The sequence below is a fragment of the Hamadaea sp. NPDC050747 genome, from assembly GCF_040654195.1.
GTDB lineage: Bacteria > Actinomycetota > Actinomycetes > Mycobacteriales > Micromonosporaceae > Hamadaea.
On sequence record NZ_JBFAHM010000003.1, the window covers coordinates 116,689 to 132,170 of the forward strand.

15 protein-coding genes are annotated in these 15,482 nt (G+C 70.6%); 8 read left to right on the forward strand and 7 right to left on the reverse strand.

Annotated elements, in window-relative coordinates; all coding sequences use genetic code 11:
* Positions 1 to 48: 48 nt before the first annotated feature.
* The 4 genes from AB0H43_RS06940 to tsaB are packed head-to-tail and all read right to left on the reverse strand — an operon-like array spanning position 49 to position 2,500.
* Positions 49 to 303 carry a hypothetical protein gene (locus tag AB0H43_RS06940; RefSeq protein ID WP_253760027.1) on the reverse strand — a complete coding sequence of 85 codons (255 nt, stop codon included), beginning with the start codon at positions 301 to 303 and terminating at the stop codon, positions 49 to 51.
* 17 nt (positions 304 to 320) lie between these two features.
* Positions 321 to 1,367 carry a tRNA (adenosine(37)-N6)-threonylcarbamoyltransferase complex transferase subunit TsaD gene (gene tsaD / locus AB0H43_RS06945; protein WP_359997717.1) on the reverse strand — a complete coding sequence of 349 codons (1,047 nt, stop codon included), beginning with the start codon at positions 1,365 to 1,367 and terminating at the stop codon, positions 321 to 323.
* 19 nt (positions 1,368 to 1,386) lie between these two features.
* Positions 1,387 to 1,833: a ribosomal protein S18-alanine N-acetyltransferase gene (gene rimI / locus AB0H43_RS06950; RefSeq protein ID WP_359997720.1), complete on the reverse strand. Its 447-nt coding sequence runs from the start codon at positions 1,831 to 1,833 to the stop codon at positions 1,387 to 1,389.
* Positions 1,834 to 1,843: 10 nt separating this feature from the next.
* Positions 1,844 to 2,500, reverse strand: coding sequence for a tRNA (adenosine(37)-N6)-threonylcarbamoyltransferase complex dimerization subunit type 1 TsaB (gene tsaB / locus AB0H43_RS06955; RefSeq protein ID WP_359997722.1), 657 nt, complete (start codon positions 2,498 to 2,500; stop codon positions 1,844 to 1,846).
* Positions 2,501 to 2,700: 200 nt separating this feature from the next.
* On the opposite strand from tsaB, the gene AB0H43_RS06960 reads away from it, so the two are divergent.
* The 4 genes from AB0H43_RS06960 to AB0H43_RS06975 all read left to right on the forward strand — a co-directional run bounded on the left by AB0H43_RS06960 (position 2,701) and on the right by AB0H43_RS06975 (position 8,153).
* Entirely contained in the window at positions 2,701 to 4,317 is a 1,617-nt protein-coding gene (locus AB0H43_RS06960) for an ABC transporter ATP-binding protein (RefSeq protein WP_359997725.1), read from the forward strand.
* On the forward strand, positions 4,317 to 6,056 hold the full coding sequence (locus AB0H43_RS06965; RefSeq protein ID WP_359997727.1) for an ABC transporter ATP-binding protein: 1,740 nt from the start codon (positions 4,317 to 4,319) through the stop codon (positions 6,054 to 6,056). The genes AB0H43_RS06960 and AB0H43_RS06965 overlap by 1 nt, the downstream gene beginning before the upstream one ends.
* 256 nt (positions 6,057 to 6,312) lie before the next feature.
* Positions 6,313 to 6,897: a winged helix-turn-helix domain-containing protein gene (locus AB0H43_RS06970; protein WP_359997730.1), complete on the forward strand. Its 585-nt coding sequence runs from the start codon at positions 6,313 to 6,315 to the stop codon at positions 6,895 to 6,897.
* A 2-nt stretch (positions 6,898 to 6,899) separates the two neighbouring features.
* Positions 6,900 to 8,153 carry an MFS transporter gene (locus tag AB0H43_RS06975; RefSeq protein WP_359997733.1) on the forward strand — a complete coding sequence of 418 codons (1,254 nt, stop codon included), beginning with the start codon at positions 6,900 to 6,902 and terminating at the stop codon, positions 8,151 to 8,153.
* Positions 8,154 to 8,261: 108 nt separating this feature from the next.
* On the opposite strand, the gene ybaK is transcribed toward AB0H43_RS06975, so the two are convergent.
* Positions 8,262 to 8,741 (reverse strand): Cys-tRNA(Pro) deacylase, encoded by a 480-nt coding sequence (ybaK, locus tag AB0H43_RS06980; protein WP_359997736.1) that lies wholly within the window; start codon positions 8,739 to 8,741, stop codon positions 8,262 to 8,264.
* A 174-nt stretch (positions 8,742 to 8,915) separates the two neighbouring features.
* Positions 8,916 to 10,124 (reverse strand): methyltransferase domain-containing protein, encoded by a 1,209-nt coding sequence (locus AB0H43_RS06985; protein WP_359997739.1) that lies wholly within the window; start codon positions 10,122 to 10,124, stop codon positions 8,916 to 8,918.
* A 195-nt stretch (positions 10,125 to 10,319) separates the two neighbouring features.
* Here AB0H43_RS06985 and groES point away from each other — a divergent pair, with 195 nt between their 5' ends.
* The 3 genes from groES to AB0H43_RS07000 all read left to right on the forward strand — a co-directional run bounded on the left by groES (position 10,320) and on the right by AB0H43_RS07000 (position 13,944).
* The gene (gene groES / locus AB0H43_RS06990; protein WP_253760036.1) at positions 10,320 to 10,634 is read left to right on the forward strand and encodes a co-chaperone GroES; all 315 of its coding nucleotides are present in this window, start codon (positions 10,320 to 10,322) and stop codon (positions 10,632 to 10,634) included.
* 69 nt (positions 10,635 to 10,703) lie between these two features.
* Complete coding sequence (groL, locus tag AB0H43_RS06995; protein ID WP_359997745.1) at positions 10,704 to 12,344, forward strand: chaperonin GroEL; 1,641 nt, start codon at positions 10,704 to 10,706, stop codon at positions 12,342 to 12,344.
* Between the two features lie 109 nt (positions 12,345 to 12,453).
* Positions 12,454 to 13,944, forward strand: coding sequence for a molybdopterin-dependent oxidoreductase (locus tag AB0H43_RS07000; RefSeq protein ID WP_359997748.1), 1,491 nt, complete (start codon positions 12,454 to 12,456; stop codon positions 13,942 to 13,944).
* A gap of 58 nt (positions 13,945 to 14,002) precedes the next feature.
* On the opposite strand, the gene AB0H43_RS07005 is transcribed toward AB0H43_RS07000, so the two are convergent.
* The gene (locus AB0H43_RS07005) at positions 14,003 to 14,368 is read right to left on the reverse strand and encodes a WhiB family transcriptional regulator (RefSeq protein ID WP_359997751.1); all 366 of its coding nucleotides are present in this window, start codon (positions 14,366 to 14,368) and stop codon (positions 14,003 to 14,005) included.
* A 263-nt stretch (positions 14,369 to 14,631) separates the two neighbouring features.
* Between AB0H43_RS07005 and AB0H43_RS07010 the strand changes: the two genes are divergently transcribed.
* Positions 14,632 to 15,408 carry a response regulator transcription factor gene (locus AB0H43_RS07010; RefSeq protein WP_359997754.1) on the forward strand — a complete coding sequence of 259 codons (777 nt, stop codon included), beginning with the start codon at positions 14,632 to 14,634 and terminating at the stop codon, positions 15,406 to 15,408.
* Positions 15,409 to 15,482 lie beyond the last annotated feature (74 nt).

Consider the following 15,482-nt stretch of genomic DNA (forward strand, 5'->3'; position numbering starts at 1 on the left):
AAGGCGAATTGCCCCATCAAACAGCATGGCTGACGCAATGATCATGAATTAGCGATCGACAGGCGTGAAGTCCCAGCTGTGCGCGGACCGCGCCACGAGGTCGCGCGGCGGGTCCGGCAGCGGCGTTGGTTCGCCACGCCAGCGGGACATGACGACGATCCGGCCGTCCGCCGAGGAGAAGATCTCGGTCGAGACGTGCAACGGCTGGATCTCCAAGCCGGGGACGGCGATGTCGCACACCCAGCTGAGCAGTTCGGGGAAGTGGTGGGGGTACGCCCGAATCTCCCACATGCGCACGATCACGCCTGGCAAGGTAGCAGTCATGCGACGACCAACGTGAGCGGCATTGCGGAATCGGCTGGGAGGTCGAGCCGGCTGGGCGCGATGCCCGAGGCCACCAGGTGCGAGCCCAGCGCGGCGACCATCGCGCCGTTGTCGGTGCACAGCTTCGGCCGCGGTACGCGTACCGCGATCCCGTGCTTGGCTGCGCGTTCTTCGGCGAGCGCGCGGAGCCGGGAGTTGGCCGCGACGCCACCGCCGATGACCAGGGTCTCGATGCCGTTGGCCCGACAGGCGTCGATGGCCTTGGTGGTGAGCACATCGCAGACGGCTTCCTGGAACGCGGCCGCGACGTCGGCGACCGGCACGGGTTCGCCGGACTTCTCCCGGGCCTCCACCCAGCGGGCGACCGCCGTCTTGAGTCCGGAGAACGAGAAGTCGAAGCGGTGTGTCGCGAGGTCTTTCGCCGCCGTCAGGCCGCGCGGGAAGGTGATCGACGCGCCGTCGCCGTCGCGAGCCGCCTTGTCGATCCAGGGTCCGCCCGGGAAGGGCAGTCCGAGGAGGCGGGCCACCTTGTCGAAGGCCTCACCGGCGGCGTCGTCGATGGTGGCGCCCAACGGGGTGACGCCACGCGCGAGGTCTTTGACCATCAGCAGCGACGAGTGGCCGCCGGAGACGAGCAGCGCGATGGCCGGCTCGGGCAGGGGACCGTGCTCCAACGTGTCCACGGCGACATGGGCGGCGAGGTGGTTCACGCCGTAGATCGGCTTCTCGGCGGCGAGCGCGTACCCCTTCGCGGCGGCCACCCCGACGAGGAGCGCCCCGGCCAGACCCGGTCCGGCGGTCACCGCGATCGCGTCCACGTCGGCCAGGGTCACCCCGGCCTGGTCCAGCGCCCGTTCCATGGTAGGGATCATGGCCTCCAGGTGGGCGCGGCTGGCCACCTCGGGCACCACGCCGCCGAACCGGGCATGCTCGTCCACACTGGACGCCAGCGCCTCGCCGAGCAGCGTATGCCCCCGGACGATGCCGACGCCGGTCTCGTCGCAGCTCGTCTCGATGCCCAGGACCAACGGCTCTGACTTCACGGGGACTCCTCAAGGACTTTCACGGTTCGATCCGGCGCATGACCCACGCGTCGGTGTTGCTCGGCTGGTAGTACCGCTTGCGAACGCCCACCGTCTCGAACCCGAAGTCGGCGTAGAGCGCCTGCGCGGGCTTGTTGTCGGCGGCGACCTCCAGCAGCGTCTGGTCGATCCCGGCCCGGCTCGCCACGTCGAGCAGGGCGGCGACCAGGGCGCGGCCGATCCCGCGGCGTTGGGCGTCACGGCGGACGGCGACGTTGTTGATCCAGGCCTCGTCGGGCGGGCTCAACGCCAGCCCGCCATAGCCGAGGACCGCGCCGTCCTCGGTCGCGGCCAGGTAGAGGTGCCCGTTGGCGAGCTCGTTCCAGAACATGCCCGCGGTCCACGCCTCGGCCCCGAACAGGTCCGCCTCGATCGGCAACAGGTCGGCGATCTGCCACCAGCGCAGCCGCCCCAGCTGGAAGGTCATGCGGCCACCGTCATGACACTCGCTTGGGTGCTCCCGGCTCGACCGCGTCCGGACGGCGCAGGTAGAGCGGAGTCAGCCGCTCGGACGGCGCGTTCTCGCGTACGCGAGAAGCCGCCAGCCGGGCCAGCCACTCGGCCGACGGGTAGTCCGGGGCTTCGGGGGCGACGGCGAGGCCGAGCTGATCGGCGTACTTGCGGGCACCTTCGCCGACGGCGTGGTCGGCGACCGTCTGCCCGACGTCGGCCGGCTTGGCGACGTGGGGACCGTCGACCCGCTCCCCGTCCGAGTACGCCGCCCAGTAGACCTCGCGCCGCCGGGCGTCCGTCGCGACCAGGGCGGTGCCGGAGGTCGTGGCGCCCAGCCCGTCGAGGCTGCACACGGCGTACGTGGGGATCTCGAGCGCGTCGGCGATCGAGGTCGCCGTCATCAAGCCCACCCGGAGACCGGTGAACGGGCCGGGGCCGACGCCGGCCACGATCGCGGTCAGCTCCCGGGGTTTCACCCCGGCCTCGGCGAGGGCGGCGTCGATCTGCGGGGCCAGCAGTTCGCCGTGCTTCTTTCCGTCGACCGTCACCCGTTCGGCTCGAATTCGCACGCCGGTGGCGGTGACTTCGGCCACCGCGGCGGTGATGGCGGGGGTGGCGGTGTCGACAACGAGGACAAGCACGACGAACAGCCTATCCGGGCAGCCGGTCGGAGGCGAAAACCGGTTGCCGCGCGGCGGCCTGATCTCGTAATGTCCGCGCTGTGCGCCGCCCCTTACGCAAACCCCTTCCTGAACCTGATCCCGGCCGTCCGGACAGCCGGTCACCGGCGCATTACCTGTTCTGGCTCTGGCGTCAGCAGTGGCCGACCATGTTGGTGGGCATGTCACTCGGCGTCATCTGGATGGTCGCGATGGCACTCGGCCCGGCCGCCATCGGCCGTGCTCTCGACGCCCCCGACTTCGCCGGCCTGCTGCGGTGGGCCGGCGTTTTCGTGTTCCTCTGCGCCGTCACGGCCTGGGCGAACATCATGCGGCACCGGTTCGCGGTCTACAACTGGCTGCGAGCGGCGTACCGGACGATTCAGCTGACCGTCGACCAGGCCAACCGCCTCGGCGCCACGCTGCCCAAACGCATCGCGACCGGTGAGGTCGTCAGCATCGGCAACTCCGACGTCAGCCACATCGGCGGTGCGCTCGACATCCTCCTGCGCGGCTCGGGCGCGGTGGTCGCGATCGTGGTCGTCTCGATCATCCTGCTGACGACGTCGTTCCAGCTCGGCCTGGTCGTGCTGATCGGCGTACCGCTCATGATGTCGGCGGTGGCGCTGCTCATCCGGCCGCTGCACACCCGGCAGGCGGCGTACCGGGAGCAGCAGGGCAGGCTGATCAGCCGGGCCGGGGACATCGTCGCGGGCCTGCGGGTGCTGCGGGGTGTCGGCGGCGAGTCGGTGTTCGCGGCGAGCTATCGGACCCAGTCGCAGAAGCTGCGGACCGAGGGCGTCCGGGTGGGCAAGGTCGACGCGCTGCTCGAGGCGGCGCAGGTGCTGCTGCCCGGCCTGTTCGTCGCGCTCGTCACCTGGCTTGGCGCCCGCTTCGCGCTCGCCGGTGAGATCCAGGTCGGGCAGCTGTTCAGCTTCTACGGGTACGCCGCCTTCCTGCTGGTGCCGCTGCGGACGATCGTCGAACTCGTCGACAAGGTGACCCGGGGGCTGGTGGCCGCCCGGCGCATGGTCTACCTCCTGCAGTTGGAGCCGGAGATCGACGAGCCCGGGGCGCTCGACCGGAGCATGCCGCCGACCAGCGCCGTCGACCTGCACGATCCGACGTCGGGGGTCACGATCGAGGCCGGCCGGTTCATCGCGATCGCCAGTGCCAAACCGGAGGACGCGGCGGAAGTCGTGGACCGCCTCGGCCGCTATGCCGACAGCTCGGTCACTGCCGACGGCGTACCCCTGGAGAAGATGGCGAGGCGCGCGATCCGTGAGGTCATCCTCGTGGGTGACAACGACGCGCGGCTGTTCAGCGGTGAACTGCGCGCGGAGCTCGACCCGCGGGCGGGGACGCCGCGGGCCGCGACCGACGAGGAGATTCGCGCGGCGCTGACGGCGGCGAGCGCGACCGACATCGTGGACGCGCTGCCCGACGGCCTGGACAGCTTCGTAGCCGAGCGCGGCCGCGAGTTCTCCGGCGGTCAGCAGCAGCGGCTGCGGCTGGCCCGCGCGCTGCTCGCCGACACGCCGATGTTGCTGCTGGTCGAGCCGACGAGCGCCGTCGACGCGCACACCGAGGCCCGCGTCGCCGCCCGGGTCGGACCGTACCGGGCCGAGCGCGGCTCGCGGTCGACGGTGATCGCGAGCACCAGCCCGCTCGTGCTCGACCGGGCCGACAAGGTGATCTACCTCGAGGACGGCAAGGTCGTGGCCGAGGGCACCCACCGTGAGCTGCTGCGGACCGAACCGCGGTACCGGGCCGTCGTGACCCGGGGAGAGGACGCCTGATGAGCCGGGAGATCCTGCCCATCGCCACCGGGCCGGTCGTCCGGGCCTACGCCGTGCGGCTGCTGCGCGAACACAAGACGGCGCTCGGGCTGGTCGTGCTGCTGCACGCGCTGGCGGCGATCGCCGGGCTGTTCGCACCCGCCCTGCTCGGCCAGTTGATCGACACCGTGGCCGATCACGGCACCACCGGCCGGGTCGATGTGCTGGCCCTGGCGATCGTCGTGTCGGTGCTGGCGAACGCGGTGTTCATCCGGTTCGCCGTCTACGCCTCGGCCCGATTCGGCGAACGCATGCTCGCCGGCATCCGGGAGGAGTTCGTCGACGGGGTGCTGGGCGTACCGCTGTCGACTGTGGAACGGGCGGGCACCGGCGACCTGATGACCCGGGCGTCCCGCGACGTCGGCTCGCTCAACCACAGCGTGCGCCGGGGAGTGCCCGAGCTGTTCGTCGCGATCGTGACCGCCGTCCTGTCGGCCGGCGCGCTCGTCCTCAACAACTGGAAGCTCGCGCTGCCGTGCCTGCTCGGAGCGCCGCTCCTGATCGCCATCGCCCGGTGGTACCTCGGCCGGGCCACCCCCGGCTACCTGCGCGAGAACGCGGCCTACGCGGACGTCACCGACTCGCTCGCGGAAACGGTCGAGGGCGCGCGGACGAGCGAGGCCTTCGGCTTCGGGAGGCGGCGGCGGGCCGACATCGACGCCAAGATCTCCCAGTCGTACGCCGCTGAGCGGTTCACGCTGCGGTTGCGGACGATCCTGTTCCCGACGATCGACGCCGGCTTCTACATCTCGATCACGGCGACGCTGGTCATCGGCGGGGCGTTCTACTTCAAGGGCTGGGTCTCCATCGGCGAGCTGGCTGCCGCGGTGGCGTACGTGCAGCAGATGGTGCGGCCGATCGAGCACGCGCTCGAATGGCTGGACGAGATCCAGGTCGGCGGGGCGGCCCTCGCCCGGCTCGTCGGCGTAAGCCTCGCCGCGGGCGAGTCGTCGGCCTCCTCGACCCAGCCGGTCGGCTCCGACCTGGTGGCTACCGGCGTCACGTACTCCTACGTGGCGGGGCGGCCGGTGCTGCACGGCATCGATCTGACATTGCGGCCGGGGGAGCGGCTGGCGATGGTCGGCCCGTCCGGCGCCGGGAAGTCGACGCTGGGCCGTCTCCTGGCCGGCATCCACCCGCCGACCTCGGGTTCGGTCACCGTGGGCGGCGCTCCGTTGGCCGAGCTGCCGCTGCCGGTACGCCGAGGCGAAGTCGCCCTGGTGACCCAGGAACACCACGTCTTCCTCGGTACGCTCCGCGACAACCTGCTGCTGGCCCGGCCCACCGCCACCTCGGAGGACTTGTGGCGGGCGCTTTCCGCGGTGGATCTCGACGACTGGGTTCGGTCGCTTCCGGACGAGCTGGAGACCGAGGTCGGGCAGGGTGCCTTCACGGTGCCGCCGGCGCAGGCCCAGCAGCTGGCGCTGGCCCGGCTGGTGCTGGCCGACCCGCACACGCTCGTCCTCGACGAGGCGACGTCGCTGATCGACCCACGGGCCGCCCGGCACCTCGAACGATCGCTGGCCGCCGTGCTGGACGGCCGGACCGTCGTCGCCATCGCGCACCGGCTGTTCTCCGCGCACGACGCCGACCGGGTGGCCGTCGTGGAGGACGGGCGGATCGCCGAACTCGGGTCGCACGACGAACTCGTCGCCGCCGACGGGTCGTACGCCGCGCTCTGGCGCTCCTGGCAGGCCTGAACCCGTTTCGCCGGCCCCTTTCCCCCTGGATGCCGGCCCCTTTCCCCTGGACGCCGGCCCCCTTTCCCCTGGACGCCGGCCCCTTTCCCCCCGGATGCCGGCCCCTTTCCCGCTGGATCAGGGATCTCGGTCGAATCTTGTCCCAAGATTCGACCGAGATCCCTGATCTGCTTGCCGCCACGACTCCGCTGCGGCGGCGACATCTGATCGCAAAGGAGTGCTTGCAAAGAGTTCTTTGCAGAAGTATCTTTGCGGTATGACCGAGGAGAGCCGCATCCACCTCAGCGCCCACACGCTGAAGGGCATCGCGCACCCGATCCGCGTCCGGCTACTGGGCCTGCTTCGCACCGAGGGGCCGTCGACCGCCACGAAGCTGGCCGAACGCATCGGGCAGTCGAGCGGCGTGACCAGCTATCACCTGCGGCAGCTCGCGCAGTACGGCTTCGTCGAGGAGGCCACCGACCTCGGCACCGGCCGGGAGCGCTGGTGGCGAGCCAGCCACAAGTCCACGACCCTGGACGCGCCCGCCGCCCGGGAGGCGCCGGTCGAGACCGAGATCTACATGCGGGCGGTCGCCACGACCAGCGCAGAGCGGGTCGACCGCTGGCTCGGCGAGGCGACCTCCATCTCGTCCGAGTGGGACAACGCGATGGGTCTCAACGACTACGCGCTGATGCTGACCCCCGAGGAGGCGACCCGGCTCCTCGCCCAGCTGAACGAGATCGTGCAGAGCTACCGGGCGTACTACGAGCAGCCCGTTCCCGAGGGCGCCGAGCGCGTCGAAGTCCAGGTCAATGTCATGCCCTTCCTGAGTCGTCGCTCGAATCGTGAGGAGAACTGACGATGAACCGCCGCGCCCCCCTCGCCGGCCTGCTGGTCGCCAGCACCCTGTCCCTGCTCGGCAGCCGCATGACCATGATCGCGCTGCCCTGGCTCGTCCTCGTCACCACCGGCAGCGCCGCCAAAACAGGTCTGGTCGGCGCGGCTGAACTGGTCCCCTACGTGCTGGCCTGCGCATTGGGCGGGCCGGTCATCGACAAGGTGGGTGGTCGCCGCATCTCCGTCGTCGCCGACCTGCTCAGCCTTTTCGTGATCGGAGCCATCCCGCTCCTGCACGGGTCCGGCCGGCTCGGACTGCCGTTGCTGACTCTCCTGGTCGCGGTGGCCGGGCTGCTCCGGGGGTTCGGCGACACCGCCAAGCGGGGTGCGATGTTCCCGCAGGCGGTGGCGAAGTCCGGAGTGGAGATGACCCGCGCGGCAACGCTCGTCGACGGCACCAGCCGGGCCGCCGGGCTGATCGGCGGGATCCTCGCCGGCCCGCTGATCGTCTGGCTCGGCGACGCCGCCGAGGTGCTGCTGCTCGACGCCGTCTCGTTCGGGCTGTGCGCGGTCATCGTGGGACTGCTGGTACGCGTACCGGGGAAGGCGGATCGCGCCGCCGAGCCTTATGGCGTGGCTCTTCGCGGCGGACTGGCGTACCTGCGGGGCGACCGGCTCGTCCTGGGGCTGATCCTGATGCTGTTCGTGACCAACATGCTCGACCAGGGTTTCAGTGCGGTGCTGGTCCCGCTGTGGGCGCGCGACATCTTCGGTACGCCCGCCGGCATCGGCCTGGTCGGGGGCTCGTTCGGGCTGGGCGCCGTCCTCGGCAACATCGCGTTCAGCTTCCTGGCGCCGAAGCTGCCCCGCTGGGCGCTGTTCGCGGTCGGCTTCCTCATCGCCGGCGCGCCCCGCTACTTCTTCCTGGCTTTCGGCGCGCCGGGGTGGGCGATCGTCGTCCTCGGACTGGTCGACGGGCTCGCCATCGCCGCGGTCAACCCCATCCTCTCGGCCGTCATGTACGAGCGGGTGCCCGAGCACTTGCAGGCTCGCGTACAGGGGCTGGGGTCGGCCGTCGCGTTCGCCGGGATGCCCCTCGGCGCCCTCATGGCCGGCTGGCTCGGCGAGTACGGCACCGAACTCGCGCTGATGGTGTGCGGCCTGACCTACCTCGTGGCGACGATCGCCCCGTTCATCGGGAAGTTCTGGCGGGAGATGGACCGCCGGCCCGCCCCGGCGACCGAACCGGCCGCGTCGTCGGAGCTCGTCACCGCCTGAGTGCCGGGTCAACCGGAGGCAAGTAGTTGATCTAGGCGAGAAATGGCTGCCCAGGCCGCCGTTTCTCGCCTAGATCATTTCGGTGCACCGCACTACGGTGTTGCTGGATCAGCTGGAGGCGATGGAGGCGACCGTCGCGCTGGTGAGGCGTACGAGATCGTCGGGCGCGAGCTGGACCTGCAGCCCCCGCTTACCGGCGCTGACGTAGACGGTCGAACCGGCCAGCGCACTCGCGTCGATCACGGTCGGCAGTCGTTTGCGCTGGCCGAGCGGGCTGATGCCGCCTCGGACATACCCCGTCGTACGCTCGGCGACCGCCCGGTCGGCCATGGTCGCCCGCTTCCCACCGGCAGCCGAGGCTAGCGCCTTGAGGTCCAGTTCGCCGGTGACCGGGACGACGGCGACGGTCAGTCCACCGTCGACCTCGGTGACCAGCGTCTTGAAGACCCGAGCCGGATCGGCTCCGATCGCGTCGGCGACCAGCGCGCCATAGTTGGGCGCGTCCGGGGAGACGTCGTACGGGTGCAGCGTGTGCGCGATCTTCTGCTTGGCCAGCAGCGCGGTGGCCGGGGTCCCTTGGCTTGCCACACCGCGAGTTTAGAGAACGGCGCTCCGCTGCGCGTTATCCGGGATAACGCGGTCTTCTCCGCCCGGCAAGGGGACGTTATCCCGGATAACGCGAACGCCGTGAACGCCGTGAACGCCGTGAACGCCGTGAGCGCCGCGAGCACCGCGAGCACCGCGAGCACCGCGAGCACCGGCCTAGCGCGCCGCCGCCGACGGGGCGACGGCGTGAGCGATCACCGCGACCGGCCGCCCGGCCACCTTCGTCAGCAGCACGCTGGCTTCGGCGTCGCCGGACAGCCGCAGGTCACGCCGGAGTTGTTCGACGTCGAGGGCGGAGCCTCGTTTGAGGATCTCCAGCCGTCCGACGCCCCGCTCGCGGAGAGCTGCGCGTAGTCGCTTCAGGGAGAACGGCAGCACTTCGTCGACGGCGAAGCAGCGCCCGAAGGGTGTCGGAAGAAAAGCGGACGTCCACACGTACGCGATGTCGGGGTCGCCGAGGTGTCCGTCGACGGTCCGGGCGAACTCCGCCACGAGGTGCGAGCGGACGACCGCCCCGTCGGGGTCGTAGACGAACTCGTCCACCGGGCCGACCGGTCCTGCCGCAGCGCCCGACCCGGTCAGCTCGTGGACCGACCGCTGCCGGAGGACAGAGGCCCGCCGTGGTACGCGAGCCAGTGGCCCGAACCAGGCGGCGGCCTCCACGACGTCGCCGTCGACGCTGGTCAGTTCGAGTTCGCAGTCGTCGGGCAGCAGTTCGCTGGGGAAGCCCGGGGCCAGCTTCACCACGGTGTAGTCGACCAGCCGGGGCAGTTGCGCGACCCAATCCCAGGGCGGCGAGTAGTCCTCGGGCCGGAAGATCCGCCGGGTTCGGCGTACGCCGGTCCCGGACTGCCGGCGGGCCGGGTCGCAGAACGCAGCTCCCACGTCGTGCAACGGCACGTCGCGCACGTCGGCGCAGCTCACCACGATGTCCAGGCCGAGCGCGCCGGCGTTGTAAGCGGCGATCTCCGACGTGACGGGGTCGGCGTCGACGGCGTGCACGGCGATTCCCGCCCGGGCCATCGCGATGGCGTCCGAGCCGATCCCGCAGCCGAGATCGGTCACCCGGCGTACGCCCGCCTGGGCGAGCCGGGCGGCGCGCCGAGCGGCGACGATCGGCCGGGTCGCCTGCTCCAGGCCGGCCTGCGTGAACAACATCTGCGAAGCGGAAGGGCCGAACTTGGCCACCGCCCGTGCCCGGAGGACGGCCTGGGTGAGCGCCGCGCCGGCCACCTCGGCGGTGTACCCGTGCGAGCGCAGCGTGCTGATCGCGGCGAGTCGATCGGTGTCGACCAGCTCCTCCGCGGCGGCCAGCGCGGCGATTCCCTCCCGGGAGCGCAGCGCGGCGAGCTGTTCGGAGTCCACGACACGGATCGTACTGGCACTCTCCTTGACTGAGTGCTAGCCACGTCATAACCTTCGGTTTAGCACTCTCCTGCTGAGGGTGCTAAGAATGACAAGTGCCACCAGGGCACCAGCCAGCCACAGCGGTCCGGCACCCGCGACGACGGTGCCGCTGCGGAGGGTGAGAGACAGCGATTTCCGATACCCCAGGAGGGTATGCTCGTGACTACCGCGACGAAGGTTGCGATCAGGCCGCTCGAGGACCGCATCCTGGTCCAGGCGAACGAGGCTGAGACGACCACCGCGTCGGGGCTCGTTATCCCCGACACCGCCAAGGAGAAGCCGCAGGAGGGCACCGTCCTCGCCGTCGGCCCCGGCCGCTTCGACGACAAGGGCGCTCGGATCCCGGTCGACGTGCAGGTCGGCGACACCGTCGTCTACTCGAAGTACGGCGGCACCGAGATCAAGTACGCCGGCGAGGAGTACCTGGTGCTCTCCGCCCGTGACGTCCTCGCGGTCATCGAGAAGTGACCCGGCCGATGGCCCGGCGACCCTGAGTGAACTCCAGGGGAGCCGGGCCATCGCGATGAAGGAGTGAGAATGGCGAAGATTCTGAGCTTCTCGGACGACGCCCGGCACCTGCTCGAGCACGGGGTCGACGCGCTCGCCGACGCGGTCAAGGTCACCCTCGGCCCGCGCGGACGCAACGTCGTGCTGGACAAGAAGTTCGGGGCTCCGACGATCACCAACGACGGCGTGACCATCGCCAAGGAGATCGAGCTGACCAACCCGTACGAGAACCTGGGTGCGGCGTTGGTCAAGGAGGTCGCGACCAAGACGAACGACGTCGCCGGCGACGGCACGACGACCGCGACCGTCTTGGCCCAGGCCATGGTCCACGAGGGTCTGCGGAACGTCACCGCCGGGACGAACCCGTCGGGCCTCAAGCGGGGCATCGACGCCGCGGCCGCCCGGATCAGCGAGGAACTGCTCGGCAAGGCCGTGCAGGTGAACGACCGGCAGGAGATCGCCCAGGTCGCGACGATCTCGGCGCAGGACGCCACGATCGGCGACCTGATCGCCGAGGCGATGGAGAAGGTCGGCCGTGACGGTGTCATCACCGTCGAGGACGGCTCCACCATGCAGACCGAGCTCGAGGTCACCGAAGGTCTCCAGTTCGACAAGGGCTTCATCTCCCCGCACTTCACCACCGACGCGGAGGCGGGCGAGGCGGTCCTGGAGGACGCCTACCTGCTGATCACCACGCAGAAGATCTCGGCCATCGAGGATCTGCTGCCGGTGCTGGAGAAGGTCGTGCAGGCCAACCGTCCGCTGCTGATCGTGGCCGAGGACGTCGAGGGCCAGGCGCTGTCGACGCTCGTCGTGAACTCGATCCGCAAGACCGTCAAGGTCTGCGCGGTCAAGGCCCCGGCGTTCGGCGACCGCCGCAAGGCGATGCTGCAGGATCTGGCGATCCTGACCGGTGGCGAGCTGATCGCGCCCGAGCTGGGCTACAAGCTCGACGCCGTCGGGCTGGAGCAGCTCGGCCAGGCCCGGCGGATCGTTGTCGACAAGGACGCCACCACGATCGTCGAGGGCGGCGGTTCGGCGACCGAGGTCAAGGGCCGGGTCGACCAGATCCGGGCCGAGATCGCGGCGTCCGACTCCGACTGGGACCGCGAGAAGCTGCAGGAGCGGCTGGCGAAGCTGTCCGGCGGCGTCGCGGTGATCAAGGTCGGTGCGGCCACCGAGGTCGAGCTGAAGGAGCGCAAGCACCGGATCGAGGACGCCATCTCGGCGACCCGGGCGGCGGTCGAGGAGGGCATCGTGCCGGGCGGCGGCGCCGCGCTGGCGCAGGTCGCCACCATCCTCGACCAGGGCATCGGGCTGTCGGGCGACGAGGCTATCGGCGTTTCGATCGTCCGCAAGGCGCTCGACGAGCCGCTGCGCTGGATCGCCCAGAACGCCGGCCACGACGGCTACGTCGTCGTGCAGAAGGTCCGCGAGAGCGGCTGGGGCGAGGGTCTCGACGCGGCGAACGGTTCCTATGTGGACCTCGTCAAGTCCGGCATCGTCGACCCGGTGAAGGTGACCCGCAACGCGGTCGTCAACGCCGCCTCCATCGCGGGGCTGCTGCTGACCACCGAGTCGCTCGTGGTCGAGAAGCCCAAGGAGGAGGCTCCGGCCAACGGCCACGGGCACTCGCACGGGCACGGCCACCAGCACGGTCCCGGTTTCTGACCGGTTCGGTCCCGAAAGGCGTCGCGGTTCGCCCGCGGCGCCTTTCGGCGTACTCGGGGTAAGGCTTCCGTAAGAGACGGCCGCCGCGGATCGGAGCGAGAATGGGGGCATGACGAAGACTCGCGCCGCCCTCGCCGGGATCACGGCCGCCCTCGTCGCGGTCGGCCTGGCCGAACTGGTCGCGGTCTTCACCGGCCCCCGCAGTGCTCCGCTGGTCGCGGTGGACGGCTGGGTGATCGACCATGTGCCGGAGTGGCTGAAGCAGTTCGCGATCAGCGTCTTCGGCACCAAGGACAAGCTCGCGCTGCTCACCGGCACGGCCGTCGTGCTCCTGCTGATCGCGGCCGCCATCGGCCTGCTGGCTCGTCGCTCGGTCGCTCTCGGCGTCCTCGGGATCTCGCTGTTCGCGCTGGTCGGTGCGGTGGCGGCGGGCACTCGGGAGGGTGCCACCCTCGCCTGGGTCCTGCCCTCGGTGGTCGGGGGCGCGGCCGCGGCGCTCACCCTCTATCTGCTGGTACGCACAGAGCAGCGGCCCGAGTCCGAGAGCGGCGATCGGCGTACCTTTCTGAAGCTGGCCGGACTGACCGCGGCCGGAGCCGTGGTGGCCGGTCTGGCTGGGCGGGCGCTCGCCGACCGGCGTGGGGTGGCGGAGGCCCGTTCGCGGGTCGAGTTGCCCGCTCCGGCGGGTTCGCCGGCCCCGGCATCGTCCACATTGCCCTCCGGCTACGTCACGACGAACCGGGAGTTCTACCGGATCGACACGTCGCTGATCGTGCCGCAGGTCGATCCGGAGACCTGGAGACTGCGCATCCACGGCGCGGTCGACCACGAACTGACGATCACGTACGCAGAGCTGCTGGCGATGCCGATGATCGAGCGTTATGTGACGCTCGCCTGCGTCTCCAACGAGGTCGGCGGCGACCTGATCGGCAACGCGCGCTGGCTCGGCGTACCCATCAAGAGCCTGTTGGAACGGGCTGCTCCGCACGCCGGCGCGGACCAGGTGGTGCAGCGGGCGGTGGACGGCTGGACGTGTGGCACCCCGACGCAGGTGTTGCTCGACGGCCGGGACGCGATGCTGGCGGTCGGGATGAACGGCGAGCCGCTGCCGGTGGAGCACGGTTTCCCGGTACGCATGGTGGTGCCGGGCCTGTACGGCTACGTGAGCGCCTGTAAGTGGATCACGGAGCTGGAGCTGACCACGTTCGCCGAGTTCGACGCCTATTGGGTGCGCCGCGGCTGGTCCGCACAGGCGCCGATCAAGACGCAGTCACGGATCGACACGCCGACCGGTTCGAAACACGCCGGCGACCTGACCGTCGCCGGAGTGGCCTGGGCGCAGCACCGGGGCATCGCCAAGGTCGAGGTGCAGATCAGCACCGAGGCCGAGGCCGGCCGGTGGCAGGAGGCGGAGCTGCTGGACACCGTCTCGGTGGACACCTGGAAGCAGTGGCGGCTGCCGTGGTCGGCCACGCCGGGCGAGTACACGCTGACGGTGCGGGCGACCGACGCGACGGGGGAGACCCAGACCGAGCGGCGCAGCTCGGTCGAGCCGGACGGCGCGACCGGCTGGCACTCCGTCGGCGTACGCATCACGTGACGAGCCCGAGGGCTCGGGGCCCTCGGGCTGTCGACGCAGCGTTTCGATGAAGCAGGGGTCAGTGGCGCTGGGCAGGGATGCCTCGCACCAGCCGGGCTTCCAGCCGGGAGACGTCCACCCGGTGGCAGTGCCGGTCGGCGAGGTCCTTCCAGCCGATCATCTGTAGCCGGAGCCGTTCGGTCTCGGTGAAACCGCCCCAGACGCCGTAGGTCTCATGAGTGACGAGCGCGTGGGCTGCGCATTCCGCGCGAACGGGACAATTGCGGCACACCTGTTTCGCCGCGGACTCCCGCCGACCCCGTGAGGAGCCGCGTTCGCCGTCCGGGTGAAAGAACTGCGCGCTGTCTCGTCCCCGACAGGCACCCTCGTGTTGCCATTCCCAGATGTCCGCTATCGGACCTGGGAGCCTACGTACGTTGGTCATCGGTCACCTCCCGATGCTGGCCGCGTCGCGATTTTCCGCACAGTGGTGCCATACCCATGGCTGGGCCGTGACATGCCAACCCACACGGGGGGCCGACGAAAGACGTTACTCCTCCTACACTCGTCTGTCAGGAGTCATCTGTCCCGGTCATCCTGGGTCGCCCGTCCCGGCGGCGCGTGGCAGAGTTTTCGACACTTTCCCCCGAAACCGCGTAATGATCAGTGTTTCTCGTGGTCTCCTCCATAGAGGAGAGGGGGATCACCGTGCAGACCGTCCTCGTATGCGTCCGCTCCGCCCAGGCGGCACAAGGCGTCGCCACCTGTGCCCAACGGCTCGGCGTCATGCCCGCCGTCCGTACCGCCGTGACCGCGCACGACGCGCTCACGCAGCTCACGACCGAGCCCGCCGAGATCATCCTGGTGGACACGGCACTCACCCGGCCGGACACGGTCGGCTTCACCCGTCGCGCGCTCCAGGTCTCGCCCCGCGCCACCCTGGTGCTCTTCGGCCTCGAAGACCCCCAGATCGCCCGGGCGGCGATCGAGGCCGGCGCGCGCGGACTCATCGGCGGAACCGACGGCGACGTCGTCAGCGCGGCGGCCAAAGCCCTGCTGCTCGTCATCGTCCGGTACGCCACCGCACCGGCTGCCCGCCCGCCCGATCCGGCGTGGGCGGCTCGTCCCACCAACGGTGGGCCGGGAGTGCCGGGAACCCTGCGGTGGCCGGCCAACGGCGCGCCCGCCGCGGCGACGCGCAGTGTCGGCCTGCCGACCATGGTCCCAGCCCAGCGCACCGACCTGCCGGACGAAGCGCGGCTCCCCTCACCGCTGCGCCCGACCCGCTCGACCACCCTCACCGAGCGGGAACTGCAGGTCCTACGCGGCATGGCTGACGGCCGCAGCAACGCCGAGATCGGCCGGGAACTGTTCGTCTCGGAGGACACGGTCAAGACCCACGCCCGGCGGTTGTTCCGCAAGCTGGGCGCGCGCGACCGGGCCCATGCCGTGGCGGCCGGATTCCGCGCCGGCCTGGTCAACTAACTGTCGATCGCGGCGTCAACCCCTCACGCCGCGCTCAGCGCTCACCAGCGCGCTGGATCAGGAAATCGCCTGAT